This is a genomic window from Marivita sp. S2033 (assembly GCF_046592965.1).
Lineage (GTDB): Bacteria > Pseudomonadota > Alphaproteobacteria > Rhodobacterales > Rhodobacteraceae > Marivita.
In genome coordinates this window covers 23,292-36,963 of record NZ_JBISBV010000015.1, presented here as the reverse complement: position 1 = coordinate 36,963, position 13,672 = coordinate 23,292, and the positions used below count along the sequence as shown (strand labels likewise).

The 13,672-nt window shown below is 66.2% G+C and carries 13 protein-coding genes; 11 read left to right on the top strand and 2 right to left on the bottom strand.

Annotated elements, in window-relative coordinates:
- Positions 1-120: 120 nt before the first annotated feature.
- Both ACGKZZ_RS16075 and ACGKZZ_RS16070 read right to left on the bottom strand, forming a co-directional pair.
- A complete protein-coding gene (locus tag ACGKZZ_RS16075) occupies positions 121-339 on the bottom strand; it encodes a hypothetical protein (RefSeq protein ID WP_411224545.1) in 219 nt (72 codons plus the stop codon).
- Between the two features lie 5 nt (positions 340-344).
- A complete protein-coding gene (locus tag ACGKZZ_RS16070; protein WP_411224544.1) occupies positions 345-614 on the bottom strand; it encodes a hypothetical protein in 270 nt (89 codons plus the stop codon).
- 145 nt (positions 615-759) lie between these two features.
- On the opposite strand from ACGKZZ_RS16070, the gene ACGKZZ_RS16065 reads away from it, so the two are divergent.
- The 11 genes from ACGKZZ_RS16065 (at position 760) to ACGKZZ_RS16015 (ending at position 13,603) form a co-directional block, all read left to right on the top strand.
- Entirely contained in the window at positions 760-1,356 is a 597-nt protein-coding gene (locus ACGKZZ_RS16065) for a hypothetical protein (RefSeq protein WP_411224543.1), read from the top strand.
- Positions 1,304-3,979, top strand: coding sequence for a terminase gpA endonuclease subunit (locus tag ACGKZZ_RS16060; RefSeq protein ID WP_411224542.1), 2,676 nt, complete (start codon positions 1,304-1,306; stop codon positions 3,977-3,979). The genes ACGKZZ_RS16065 and ACGKZZ_RS16060 overlap by 53 nt, the downstream gene beginning before the upstream one ends.
- On the top strand, positions 3,979-4,605 hold the full coding sequence (locus ACGKZZ_RS16055) for a TIGR02217 family protein (RefSeq protein WP_411224541.1): 627 nt from the start codon (positions 3,979-3,981) through the stop codon (positions 4,603-4,605). Before ACGKZZ_RS16060 ends, ACGKZZ_RS16055 begins: the two co-directional genes overlap by 1 nt.
- Positions 4,602-5,486: a DUF2163 domain-containing protein gene (locus tag ACGKZZ_RS16050; protein WP_411224540.1), complete on the top strand. Its 885-nt coding sequence runs from the start codon at positions 4,602-4,604 to the stop codon at positions 5,484-5,486. The genes ACGKZZ_RS16055 and ACGKZZ_RS16050 overlap by 4 nt, the downstream gene beginning before the upstream one ends.
- On the top strand, positions 5,483-5,929 hold the full coding sequence (locus ACGKZZ_RS16045) for an NlpC/P60 family protein (protein WP_411224539.1): 447 nt from the start codon (positions 5,483-5,485) through the stop codon (positions 5,927-5,929). The genes ACGKZZ_RS16050 and ACGKZZ_RS16045 overlap by 4 nt, the downstream gene beginning before the upstream one ends.
- A 9-nt stretch (positions 5,930-5,938) precedes the next feature.
- Entirely contained in the window at positions 5,939-9,964 is a 4,026-nt protein-coding gene (locus ACGKZZ_RS16040) for a glycoside hydrolase TIM-barrel-like domain-containing protein (protein ID WP_411224538.1), read from the top strand.
- Between the two features lie 9 nt (positions 9,965-9,973).
- Positions 9,974-11,050, top strand: a complete 1,077-nt coding sequence (locus tag ACGKZZ_RS16035; protein ID WP_411224537.1) for a DUF2793 domain-containing protein — start codon at positions 9,974-9,976, stop codon at positions 11,048-11,050.
- Positions 11,047-11,355, top strand: a complete 309-nt coding sequence (locus ACGKZZ_RS16030) for a hypothetical protein (RefSeq protein WP_411224536.1) — start codon at positions 11,047-11,049, stop codon at positions 11,353-11,355. The genes ACGKZZ_RS16035 and ACGKZZ_RS16030 overlap by 4 nt, the downstream gene beginning before the upstream one ends.
- A gap of 153 nt (positions 11,356-11,508) precedes the next feature.
- The gene (locus ACGKZZ_RS16025; RefSeq protein WP_411224535.1) at positions 11,509-12,183 is read left to right on the top strand and encodes a D-Ala-D-Ala carboxypeptidase family metallohydrolase; all 675 of its coding nucleotides are present in this window, start codon (positions 11,509-11,511) and stop codon (positions 12,181-12,183) included.
- A gap of 162 nt (positions 12,184-12,345) precedes the next feature.
- Positions 12,346-12,603, top strand: coding sequence for a hypothetical protein (locus ACGKZZ_RS16020; protein WP_411224534.1), 258 nt, complete (start codon positions 12,346-12,348; stop codon positions 12,601-12,603).
- 88 nt (positions 12,604-12,691) lie between these two features.
- Positions 12,692-13,603, top strand: a complete 912-nt coding sequence (locus ACGKZZ_RS16015) for a LysR substrate-binding domain-containing protein (RefSeq protein ID WP_411224533.1) — start codon at positions 12,692-12,694, stop codon at positions 13,601-13,603.
- Positions 13,604-13,672: the final 69 nt, after the last annotated feature.

Sequence of the window (13,672 nt, the reverse complement as noted above, 5' to 3'; positions counted from 1 at the left end):
TCTGGGTGTCGGAAAGCTTGGTCATGGGGTCGTCTCCGTGTTCGGACCGCGACCGTCGCGGTCTTCTACGACCCCAAGCCGCGCAGGGCGCGCGGTCGGAGTTCGGGCGGGGGCCCGAGGTCAGATCAGCCCGAGGTCTTTCAGGCAGGCGGCCGCATCAATCAGTTGATCGGTCGGCACCTCGATGGTGATCGTCATGCTGTCGGCATGGGCGCGGACATAAACGCCGCCGTCGTCCAGCAGGGCGCCTTCGATTTCGTCGAGGACCGTGGCGATGCGGCTTCTGTCCAAGTGATCGGGCAGCTTGCGGATCGGCAATCGGATGGTGCTGGTTTCCATGGCGTTCACTCCGCGTGCTCACCCTCGCTGAAGGCGCTGTCGGTGATGCGCTTCAGGAGGCTGGCGTAATGCTCAAGGGTGCCGACATGGCCCCAGTTCACTTCGTCGGGGTGGGCGTTGAAGTGGTCATCGCTCAGGCTTGCCAAGCGGGCGAGCATCTCGTCGATTTCGGCTTTCTTGCCCATGAAGGCGTTCAATGCCGCCTCCTTGTTCCGCGCAGCCTTCTCGGCGCGAAGTTGGTGGCGGGGCGTTGTCTGGGGATTCAGGCGGGTCATCGTGGCGGCTCCTTGGTTTTGCGCTACCGCTGCGCTGCTTGAGCGCGGCGGTGAGTTGCATCGGTCTCAACGGACACGTTCGCTCTGACGCGGAGGCTTATCAACTACATAAGCACATGATTTTGAATGATAACCGGAGCAAGCAATGGAGGGTCTGAGCGAGCGCCAGTATGCCGCCCGCGTCGGCCTTTCACGCGGCGCGATCCAGAAGGCCAAGGCGACAGGACGGCTGGTTCTGCACGGCGATGGCAGCATTGACGCGGTGGCCAGCGATGCTCTGCGCGCTGAAGCGACCGATCCGTCGAAGACCCGGAAAGCGCCGCAGCCGAAACTCAAACCCGTCCCCGAGGCGGCCGTATCCGCCGTTGGCGAAACCCTGCGTGAACAGGGTCTAGCGGCACCGCCCGTTGGCAGCGGAACCACCTTCCTGCAGGCCAAGACGGCAAATGAAGTGCTGAAGGCGCAAGAACGTCGCCTCCGGCTGCAAAAGCTGAAGGGCGAGTTGATCGACCGGGCGCGTGCGCTTTCACTGGTCTTCCGGCTGGCGCGGCAGGAGCGCGACGTCTGGGTCAACTGGCCCGCGCGGGCGGCGGCGCTGATGGCGGCCGATCTGTCGGCCTCGTGCAGCGAAGCGACGGGCCAGCAGATCACCGTGGAGCCAGCCGCGATGCAGAAGGTGCTGGAGAGACATGTACGCGCCCACCTCGACGAACTCGCCGAGGTCCGGCCCGACTTCCGGTGAGAGCTGCGATGGCCTGACGGACTTCGACGGCGCGGGCGAAATCCTGCGCGCCTGGGGCAACGGGCTGCGGCCCGACCCGGACCTGACCGTCTCGGAATGGGCGGACCGGCACCGGATGCTCTCGGGCCGCGCCTCGGCCGAGCCCGGGCGATATCGCACGGTGCGCACGCCCTACATGCGCGAGATCATGGACCGGCTTTCCCCGGGCGATCCGACACAGCGGATCGTGTTCATGAAGGCCGCGCAGGTCGGCGCGACCGAGGCCGGGAACAACTGGATCGGCTTCGCCATCCACCAGGCGCCGGGCCCGATGCTGGCGGTCCAGCCGACCGTCGAACTGGCCAAGCGCAACTCGCGCCAGCGGATCGACCCGCTGATCGACGAGAGCCCCGAGCTGCGGGAGCGGGTGAAGCCCGCGCGATCCCGCGATGCGGGCAACACGATGCTGTCGAAGGAATTCGCGGGCGGCATCCTGATCATGACCGGCGCAAACTCGGCGGTCGGGCTGCGCTCCACGCCCGCGCGGTACATCTTCCTCGATGAGGTCGATGCTTATCCGGCCTCGGCCGACGAGGAAGGCGACCCGGTCACGCTGGCCGAAGCCCGATCACTGACCTTCGCCCATCGGCGCAAGGTGTTCCTGGTCTCGACCCCGACGATCCGGGGCTTGAGCCGGATCGAGCGCGAGTTCGAGGCCAGTGATCAGCGGCGGTTCTTCGTGCCATGTCCGCATTGTGGCCAGGAACAGTGGCTGAAGTTCGAACGGCTGCGCTGGCAGAAGGGCCGCCCGGAGACGGCGGAGTATCACTGCGAGGGCTGCGAACAGCCGATCGCCGAGCATTACAAGACGGCGATGCTGGAGGCTGGCGAATGGCGGGCGACCGCCACGGCCGCCGATCCCAATACCGTCGGCTACCACCTCTCGGCGCTCTATTCGCCGATCGGCTGGCTGAGCTGGGAGCGGATCGTGCGGGCCTGGGACGCGGCGCAAGGCTCGGACGAGGCGATCAAGGCGTTCCGCAACACGATCCTCGGCGAGACATGGGTTGAAAGCGGCGAGGCACCGGACTGGCAGAGGTTGGCGGATCAGCGCGAGACATGGACCGCTGGCGCCGTTCCCGCGGGCGGATTGTTTCTGACCGCCGGGGCCGATGTGCAGAAGGACCGCATCGAGGTCGATGTCTGGGCCTGGGGCAGGGGCCTCGAGAGCTGGCTCATCGATCATCTGGTCCTGGAGGGCGGGCCTGGCGATCCGGTGTGCTGGCAGCAGCTGACCAATCTGCTCGGCCAGACATGGCAGCATGCGTCCGGTCAGCCGATGACATTGGCGCGGCTGGCGATCGATACCGGCTATGAAACCAGTGCTGTCTATGCCTGGTCGCGGCAGGTCGGTTTCGCGCAGGTGGCGCCGGGCACCGGCATCGGTGCGCTGATCGTGGGCGCAGGCGAGTTGGTCTATCAGTTCACGAAGCTCGTTGCTGGTGCCGGTGGCTTTGGCGCGGCAATGGGGCTGATGGGCGATGTCGCCAAGGCGGTCTGGGATGGGATCAAGGCCACGGCCGGGTCGTTCGCCGATGATTTTCGGGCACTGGGCGCGGATATCGAGCGCATCTGGACCCGGCTGATGGCGTTCCTGTCGACCAAATGGGCAGAGTTTTTGGCTCGGATCGGCCCGACCTTCAATGCCGTGGCCGAGGAGATCGGTGTCGACAGCCGGATCGATTGGTTTGGGGCCATGTCCTATGCTTCGATGCTGGAGCACGCCGCCAGTAACGCCGGGCACAGGGCCGATAGCTACCGCGAGCGTGCGGCGGCAACCCGCGCCGGGGCATTTGACGGGGTCGGCCCGGCTTTGCAGGCACTGGGCGACGCTATGTCGGGCGGCGATGAGACCGGCAGCGACGCGCTGGATGAAGCCACCGCCGCGGCCGAGCGATTTGAGGCGACGCTCGGGGATGCCGGGCGGGCGGCGACGGATGCCGGTGCGGCGGCCGGGGCTGCCGCCGCTGCGGCCAAACCCGATACCGAAGTGGCCGTCTCTGGCTGGCAGGCGGTCACCACCGCGCTGTCGGACTATGCCAGCAAGGCCCGCGATATCGGCGGGGATATTGGCCAGAGCCTCGTCAGCGCCTTCCAGTCGGCGGAGAATGCGGTCGGCGAGTTCGTGAAGACCGGCAAGCTGAAGTTTGGCGATCTGGTCACCTCACTGATTGCCGATCTGGCAAAGCTCGGCGCGCGCAAGTTCATCCTCGGACCAATCGCCAACGCGCTCGGTGGGGTGCTTGGGGGCGTTGGTGGTGCGGGCGGGATTTTCGCCAACATCCTGCATGCGGGCGGATTGGTCGGAGCGACCGGACCATCACGGATGGTGCCTGCCATGGCCTTCGCGGCAGCGCCCCGGATGCATTCCGGCGGTGTCGCCGGTTTGCGGCATGACGAGGTTCCGGCAATCCTGCAGCGCGGCGAGCGGGTGCTCTCGCGCCGCGAGGCGCAGTCCTACGGCACAGGCGGCAATGTCAACGTCACCATTATGGCTCGTGACGCTGAGAGCTTCCGGCAATCCCGCACGCAGGTCGCCGCCGATATTGCCCGCGCCGTGTCGCTCGGGCGGAGGGGCATGTGATGGCGTTTCACGAGGTCCGGTTCCCCGACAATATCAGCCGGGGCGCACGCGGCGGGCCGGAACGGCGCACCCAGATTGTCGAACTGGCCAGCGGCGATGAGGAGCGCAACGCCAGCTGGGCCAACTCGCGCCGTCGTTACGACGTCGCCTATGGCATTCGCCGCGCTGATGATCTGGCGGCGGTCGTTGCCTTCTTCGAGGCGCGCAACGGTCGACTGCATGGCTTCCGTTTCAAGGATTGGGGCGACCACAAGTCCTGTCTGCCCTCGGGCACGCCAACGTCGATCGACCAAGCGATTGGCACTGGCGATGGCGTGACAACAACTTTCCAACTGGCGAAGCGCTACGCCTCAGGCGCGCAATCCTGGGCGCGCGCCATCGCCAAGCCAGTGGTGGGAACTGTGCGCATCGCGTTCGGCGAGGTTGAACAGATGTCGGGCTGGTCGGTCGATACGACCACTGGCCTCGTCACCTTTAACTCCGCGCCCGGCGCTGGCGTCGCGATCACGGCAGGCTTCGAATTCGACGTGCCGGTCCGCTTCGACAGCGACGCGCTCGATGTGACGCACGACATTGAGCGACTGGGCTCGATCACCTCCATTCCATTACTGGAACTGCGCCGATGAAAAATATGAACCCCGATCTGCAGGCCCATCTCGACGAGGGCACGACGACGCTCTCCTGGTGCTGGCGGATTACCCGCGCAGACGGCGTGAGCTTCGGATTCACCGATCATGACCGGACGCTCGGCTTCGACGGCACGGACTTCGAGCCCGAGAGCGGGCTGACGGCATCCGAAATCCGCTCGGGCTCAGACCTGTCGGTCGACGCGCAGGACGCAGAGGGTGTGCTGACCTCGGACCGGATCGCCGAGACCGATATTCTCGACGGGCGCTGGGACAACGCCGAGGTCGAGGTCTGGCGGGTGAACTGGGCCGACACCGCACAACGGGTGCTGATGCGGCGCGGCGCCATCGGTCAGATCCGGCGCGGGCGGTTGGCGTTCGTGGCCGAGGTCCGCTCGCTGGCGCATGTTCTCGGCCAGACGGTGGGGCGGACGTTTCAGGCGACCTGCGACGCTGCGCTGGGCGATGCGCGCTGTGGGGTCGACCTCGTGGATCCGGCATTCAAGGGCAACGGCACGGTACTCGATCTCCTGCGTGACCGCGCCTTCACCGCCTCGGGCCTCGGTGGTTTCACTTCCGGCTGGTTCACCTTCGGCACGGTCGAGTGGACCGGTGGCGCAAATGCGGGGCGTCGGGCTGAGGTTCTGGGCCATGACGTCACCGACGGCATTGCCCTGCTGACGCTGCTCGAAGCTCCGGTGCGGTCCATTGCCGAACGGGACGCCTTCATCGTCCGCGCGGGCTGCGACAAACGCATGGAGACCTGCGGCACGAAGTTCGCCAATACCGCCAACTTCCGGGGCTTCCCGCACATCCCCGGACAGGATGCCGTCCTCCGCTACGCCACGAAGGACGGCGGCCACGAGGGGGGCGTGCTGTGACGCAACCCCTCGCATCGGCCGACCCGACGCGCGTCATCTCCGTCGCACGCTCCTGGCTCGGCACGCCCTATCACGACCAGGCCAGCCTGCGCGGCGTCGGCTGCGACTGCCTCGGGCTGGCGCGCGGCGTCTGGCGCGAGGTCGTCGGCCCCGAGCCGTTCCCGATCCCGCCGTATAGCCGGGATTGGGGCGAGACCGGCCCGCGCGAAGTCCTGGCGGACGGCGCACGCCGGATGATGATCGAGGTGCCGCCTACTGAGGCCGGGCCGGGCGCGCTGGTCCTCTTCCGCATGAGGCCCCGCGCCATCGCCAAGCATGTCGGGATCCTGACCGGGCCCGGCTCCTTCCTGCATGCCTACGAGCGGCTCGGCGTGATCGAGGAACCGCTCACTCCATCCTGGCGGCGGCGCATCGCCTTCGCCTTCCTGTTTCCGCAACGCTGAGATCCACGCATGGCAACGCTTGTCCTCGGTGCCGCTGGCGCCGCCTTTGGCGGCTCGATCGGCGGCGCGATCCTCGGCGTGAGCGCCGCCACCATCGGCGGCTTCATCGGCTCCACCATCGGCTCGGTCGTGGACAGCTGGATCATCTCATCATTGGCGCCGACCCAGCGGATCGAGGGCGCGCGGCTCGACACGCTGCGCATAACCTCGGCCACCGAGGGCGCGGTCATCCCGCGGCTCTATGGCCGGATGCGGATGGGCGGCAACATCATCTGGGCGACCGATTTCCGCGAGGAGACCAAGACCACCACGCAGGGTGGCGGCAAGGGCGGTGGCGGGGGCGGCACGGTCAAGACGACCGAATACCTGTACTATGCGAGCTTTGCCGTGGCGCTTTGCGAGGGGCCGATCACTGGTATCGGACGCATCTGGGCCGACGGCAAGCCGCTGGATACGGCTGGGATCAGATGGCGCTGGTATCCGGGTGACGACAGCCAGACAGCCGATCCGTTCATTTCGGCCAAGATGGGTGCGGCAAACACACCTGCCTATCGTGGCACCGCCTATGTCGTCTTCGAGGATCTGCCCTTGGGGAGCTACGGCAACCGCATCCCGCAGATTAGTTTTGAGGTGTTCCGTCCTCTGGCCGATCCCGACAGCGCCGAGGGTCTTACCCGCGCCGTCACCATGATCCCGGCCTCCGGCGAGTTCACCTACGCGACGCAGGCCATCCGCAAGACCGATGGCGGCGCGACGGTGCCGGAGAACCTGAACGCTCTGGCCGACTCCACCGACATGGTGGAGGCGCTGGACCGGCTGCAGGCGATGGCGCCTGCGGTCGAAAGCGTCAGCCTCGTGGTGGCGTGGTTCGGCGACGATCTGCGCGCGGGATCATGCAAGGTCCGGCCGGGCGTCGAGGTCTCGGCCAAGTCGACCACGCCCGCCAGTTGGTCGGTGAACGGCGTGAGCCGCGCCAGCGCCTTCCTCGTCAGCCGCGACGACCAGGACCGCCCGGTCTATGGCGGCACGCCGTCCGACTTCGCGGTGGTGCAGGCGATCCAGGAGATGAGGGCCCGCGGACTGCGCGTCACCTTCTATCCTTTCATCCTGATGGATGTTCCGTACGGCAACACTCTGCCCAACCCGTATTCCGACAACGCGGCCGGGACGGGCCAGCCCGCCTTTCCATGGCGGGGACGGATCAGCTGTTCTCCGGCGGCGGGCTTCGCGGGGACGGTCGACAAGACCGCTGCGGCGGCTGCGCAGGTTTCAGCGCTGTTCGGCGCGGCGACTCCAGCGAACTATGCGGTTACCGGGCAGGCAGTTTCGTGGACCGGGCCATCCGGCGACTGGGGCTTGCGCCGCATGGTGCTGCACTACGCGCATCTCTGCAAAGCGGCAGGAGGTGTGGACGCCTTCCTGATCGGCTCGGAGATGCGTGGGCTCACGACAATCCGTTCCGGCTCCAGCACTTATCCGGCGGTGCAGGCGTTGCGCGACCTGGCGGCGGATGTGCGGTCGATCCTCGGGCCTTCGACGAAGATCAGCTATGCGGCCGACTGGTCGGAGTATTTCGGGCACCATCCTGCGGACGGCAGCAACGACGTATTCTTCCACCTCGATCCGCTCTGGGCCGATCCGGAGATCGATTTCATCGGCATCGACAATTACATGCCGCTCTCGGATTGGCGCGACGGGTTCGAGCATGCAGATGCGGCGCTGGCCCCGGCGATTTACGACCGGGGCTATCTGCAGGCAAATATCGCAGGCGGCGAGGGTTTCGACTGGTTCTACGCCAGCACCGCCGACCGCGCGGCACAGGCCCGCACCCTGATCACCGATGGGTCCGCGAGCAAACCGTGGGTTTTCCGCACCAAGGATCCGCGAAGCTGGTGGTCCGAGCCACATTTCGACAGGCCGGGTGGCGTAGAGAGTAGCATACCGACAGCATGGGTGCCGCAGTCGAAGCCGATCTGGTTCACCGAGCTTGGCTGCCCGGCCATCGACCGTGGCACAAATCAGCCGAACGTGTTCATCGACCCGAAGTCGTCCGAGAGTGTCACGCCGCATTTCTCGCGCGGTTGGCGGGACGATGCGATCCAGCGCGCCTATTTTGAGGCTTCCTACCTGTACTGGGGCACTTCGGCCAATAATCCAACCTCGTCTGTCTATGGCGACCGGATGGTGCATGTGCCGGAATGCGCCGCCTGGACATGGGACGCGCGGCCCTATCCCTTCTTTCCTGAACTGACCGATGTCTGGGCCGACGGGCCGAATTGGCGTCTCGGCCACTGGCTGACCGGGCGATTAGGGGCGGTGTCTTTGGCGGCACTGGTCCGCCACCTCTGTCTGCGCGCTGGCATGCCTGCGGAGCGGATCGACGTCACCGGCCTCTGGGGCGCGGTGGAAGGCTATGCCATCGGCGCGCTGGAAAGCCCGCGTGCCTCGATCACCACGCTGTCGCGCCACTTCGGGTTCGACGCGGTGGAAACCGAGGGCATGATCCGCTTTGTGATGCGCGGCCGGGCGGCCGTGGCAAGCGTGACGCACGACGATCTGGTCGCCCCGAACGCGGGGAGCGGGGCCCGCGAGGGCGATGTGCTGGAACTGACGCGCGGCCAGGAGACAGAATTGCCGCAGGCCCTGAAATGGCAGGTGGCGCGTGCGGATGAGGATTATGACGCCGCTCTTGTCGAGGCGCGCCGCATCACCGTAGACACGACCCGGATCGCCTCGGAGAGTTTTCCCATGGCGGTGCCGCCCGAGGAGGCCGAGCGCCGCTGTCGCCGAACGTTGATGGAGGCGTGGACAGGCCGTGAAACGGCAGCGTTTCGTCTACCGCCCTCGCGGCTGGCACTGGATCCGGCGGATGTCGTGATGCTGGAACACGACGGGCGGCAGATGGACCTGCGGCTCATTTCCATTGCCGACGCAGAGGCGCGCGGCATAGAGGCGGTGCATCAGGACCGTGCGGCCTACGAAATGCCGCCCGGGTCGCCACGTCCGTCGTCGCTCTTGAGCCCCGTCGTATTCGGCGCGCCCTCGGTGGCATTGATGGATCTGCCGCAGCTGACCGAGGACCAATCGGCCCATCGCCCGATGGTCGCGGCGCACGCGGTTCCCTGGCCGGGGGAGATGGCGGTGTTCCGCAGCCCATCGACCAATGGCTTTGAACTGCTGACCACATTCGGCGGCCGGGCGCGGATCGGTACGCTGGTCGCAGACTTTTACGCAGGCCCGACCTCGCGCTTCGACCTAGGCAATGCGCTGGTGGTCGATCTGCTCTCCGGCACGCTGGAGAGCGTCACCGACCTGACGCTGTTTGGTGGCGCGAATGCCATCGCAGTGGAAACCGTGCCCGGAATCTGGGAGATCGTGCAGGCGGGTGCGGCCGAGCTTCTGGCGCCCGGCCGGTATCGGCTGACCCGCTTGCTGCGGGGCCAGCGCGGCACCGAGGGCGGGATTGGCAATCCGGCTCCGGCAGGCGCTCGGATCGTGGTGCTGGACACCGCGCTGGCATCGATGCCGATCGCCGAGGCCGATCTCGGATTGCCGTGGAACTGGCGCATAGGTCCAGCGAGCCGCCCGGTCAGCGACGAGACCTATATCGTTGCCAGTTTCACGCCGGTTGGCGTGGGTCTGCGGCCGTTCTCGGTCGCCCATATCGAGCAGCCTTGGCGCAAACCGCGCACGCCCGGCGATCTGACGATCCGCTGGACGCGACGCTCCCGGGCGCTTTCGGCTGATAGCTGGGGCGCGGTTGAGGTGCCGCTGGCCGAGGGTGAGCAGGGACCCTGGCCCCAGTGGGGCCAGGCAAGCCCTGCGAACGAAGCCTATGAGGTCGAGATCCTCAATGGTGCTGCGGTCAAGCGCACGCTGACCACCACCACGACCAGCGCGATCTACACGGCCGCCCAGCAAACCACCGACTGGGGCGCGCTCCTCGGGCCCGGCGACACGCTCGACATCCGCATCTTCCAGCTCTCTGCCCTGATCGGGCGGGGTGCCGCCAAAATCATCACGCTCCAACTGTGAGGCACCGCCATGTCCGACGCCACCACGCATCTGCTGTTGCCCTACATTCTGGCGGCGCAGGCCCAGAAGCATGTCACCCACAACGAGGCGCTGCGGGTGCTTGACGGGCTCGTGCAGCTTTCCGTCCTTGATCGCGACCTGACAGTGCCGCCCGGTTCGCCCGCAGATGGTGACCGCTACATCGTCGCCAGCGGCGGCACCGGCGACTGGGCGGGCTGGGACCTGAACGTCGCGCTCTGGACCGATGGCACCTGGCTGCGCTTACCACCCCGCACCGGCTGGCGCGCATGGATTGAAGACGAAGACCTGCTGCTGGTCTACGATGGCGCGGGTTGGATTGGCACAACCCCGGACGCGCTGCAGAACATGGCGCTGCTCGGCGTGGGCACCACCGCCGACGCAGCCAACCCGTTCTCCGCCAGGCTCAACGCCGCGCTCTGGACGGCAAAAACCGTGGCCGAAGGCGGCACCGGCGATCTCTTCTATACGATGAACAAGGAGGCTGCTGGCGACGATCTAGGGCTGACGCTCCAGACCGGCTTCGTGACCAAGGCGCTGGTGGGGCTCTTCGGCTCGGACAGGTTCCGGCTCGCGGTCTCGCCCGACGGCAGCAGCTTCTTCGACGGGCTGATCGTCGACAACGCCAACGGCATCGTCGACCAGCCGCAACTGCCGCGCTTCAAGGCCTGGACGAACTACGACAACTATGTTGGCGTCGAGACATGGACGAAGATCGGGCTGAACAACACTGAATACAACGATCAGGGCGCGTTTGATGCCGGGACCAATCTGTTCACCGCACCCGTCGACGGGACCTACCTCTTCGGTGCGACGCTGCTCTACAAGGTCAATTCCAGCACAACGGCGCGGATGCGGGCGCGACTCGTGCTGAACGGTTTGAGCGAAATCCGCGGCTCCTTCGGGGAGGTCAGCGGCGATCACGTCTCTGAAGCTACGGCTCTCTGGTTGCAGACTATGGTGCGGCTAAGTGCAGGCGATACCGTCGAGCTGCAGGGCGATTTCCGGGTCGCGGACGGGTATTTTGCGGCCGACGCCACCAGCTTATGGGGGGTGAAAATCGGATGACCCTGAAACCGACCCTTGCAGAACAAATTGGTGAAGCCTTGCGCAACCATGGGATCACCGCGGCCATCGGCGTCTGGCTGACCTTCGTCGGAGGGCTGGCCGCCGCCGTCACCCGCAAGGCCTTCACCAATGAAGCACTGTTGCACAAACTGGAACAAGAACTCGAAGCCGAGCGCGCCCGTATCGAAAAGCGCCGCGACGAGGACCGAAAGGTCGATCACGACCGTCTGGCCCGGATTGAGACTGACATCCACGACATGCGCAACCTGATGCTGCAAGCCTTTCAACGCAATCCCGACAGGTGACACGCGCCTTTCCGATCATCTGCACACCGGCCCAAGTGGCGGGGTGAGCCGGGATCTGCCTGCAAGGCAGATGGGAGGGGCCAGTGGACCTTCCCGAGCGGCGAACGCACCGAGACCCGACGTGGGTTCGGTAACTCGTTTCTGGAGGACATCATGACCACGACCTTTTACCACCATTGGCGCGACGTGCCGGAAAGCGCCTGGCGCTGGCCCAACTTCTCGCCCGCCGAAATTGCCTGCCGGGGAACCGGCAAGCTACTCGTCAACGAACCCGCGCTCGACAAGCTGCAGGCGCTGCGCGACCGGCTGGGCAAGCCGCTGATCGTCCGCTCCGCCTATCGCAGCCCGGAGCACAACCGTGCCGTTGGCGGTGCGACCCGGTCGAAGCATCTCGACGGCGCGGCCTTCGACATCGCCATGACGAACCACGACCCGATGGCCTTCGAGGCAGCGGCGCGCGCTGTCGGCTTCCTCGGGTTCGGGTTCTATCGGCGCTCAGGGTTCATCCATGTGGATCTTGGCCCCGCCCGCCAATGGGGCGAGCGCTTCCCAATCCGGGCGACGGCGTTCGCCGAGGACACGCCGCCTGCGCGCGAAGTGCTGGCCGAAAGCCGCACCATGAAAGGTGGCGGAGCGGCCGGAGTGGCGACGCTGGGTGCGGCAGGTGTCGAGGTGGCGCAGAGCGTCCTGGCCGAGACCCAGACTGCCGTCCTGCCGCTCGTGCCATATCTCGACACGCTCCGTTGGGTGTTCATCGGCGTGGCTCTCGGCGGCATCGCCGTAACTATCTACGCGCGCCTTGATGACTGGCGCCGGGGGCAGCGATGATCTCGACCTTTCTCGGTGGGATTATCGCCAGCCCATGGATGCGAGCGGCGCTGCGCTACGGCGTCACCGCCCTCGCGATCTTACTGTTCCTGCTGGCCCTGCGTCGCTCCGGCGAGCGAGCGGGACGCCTCGCCGGACGCCTTGAGACTACGGAGAAGGCCAATGACGTCCAACGCCGGATGCTGGAGGCAGCGGCTCGCCGCCCTCGCGATCGGAACGAGCTTGCTGAGCGGTTGCGCGACGGTCGGTTCTAATCCGGCCATCGCGACTGTCTGTCCACCCATCGTCGAGTATAGCGGGGTGCTCCAGGCACGCGCGGCCGACGAACTCGGGATGCTTTTGGACGGGTCCGCTATCGCCGAGATGCTGGCCGACTACAGCGTGATGCGGGATCAGGCGCGCGCGTGCAGGGAGCGATGAAACCGCCGTGCGCCAGTCAGTGGCCTTTTCTTCCAGAGGCAGCTAAAATGAATGCTGTTCAGCGACAATTGCTGTCTGAGGGGAAGAAATGGACCGTCTCGAATGCGATCGCATGTTCCTCGCCGTCATGGAAGCCGGCAGCTTCACCGGGGCAGCGGAAAAGCTCGGCACCAGTTCCGGCCAGGCATCCAAGCTGTTGTCGCGGCTGGAAAGTGAACTTGGCGTGCGGCTGCTCAATCGGACGACGCGATCCGTTTCGCCGACGGAGGCCGGTAGGGCATACTACGATCGGCTGAAGCCGCTCGTGGATGAACTCGAAACGCTGGATCTCGATATCCGCAACATCTCGCAGTCGCCGCGGGGGCGGCTGCGCCTGACGGCGCCGCTGACCTTCGGCACGCTGGAAATGGCACCCGCGCTCAACGAATTCGCTGCGCGCTATCCCGACATCGAACTTGATGTGACCTTCACCGACCGGGTCGTCAACGTCGTCGACGAGGGTTTCGACCTCGCCATCCGTGTCGGGCGCCCCAGCGATTCCAGCCTGATCATCCGCAAGCTCTGCGCCGTCCGCATCGTCGTGGTGGCCGCGCCCGCCTACCTCGAGATGCACGGCGCCCCCGAGGCGCCTTCGGACCTGGAACACCATGCCTGCATAATCGACACCAACTTCCGCGAGCCGAACCGTTGGCCGTTCAGGACGCAGCAGGGCGACGCGGAGATGGTGAACGTCTCAGGCCGCATCCGCTACTCCAATGCCGAAGCCTGTCTTCAGGCCGCGACCCTGGCACTGGGGCTTGCCTGCGTCCCTGCTTTCGTGGCGGGGGACGCGCTGCGGTCCGGCGGGGTGGCGCGACTTCTGTCGTCCTACGAGACGGAGCCTTACGACGTTCACGTGCTCTACCCACATAACCGGCACCTTGCCGCGAAAGTGCGCCTGCTCGTCGACTTCCTGGTCGAACGCTACAGACAGACACCGCACTGGGAGCAAGACTGGTGACAATTCCATCCAATTGAGAAGCAATCATCTTCCCGGCGGCCGGATTATTGTCTGCCAGAGTAGGGTCTA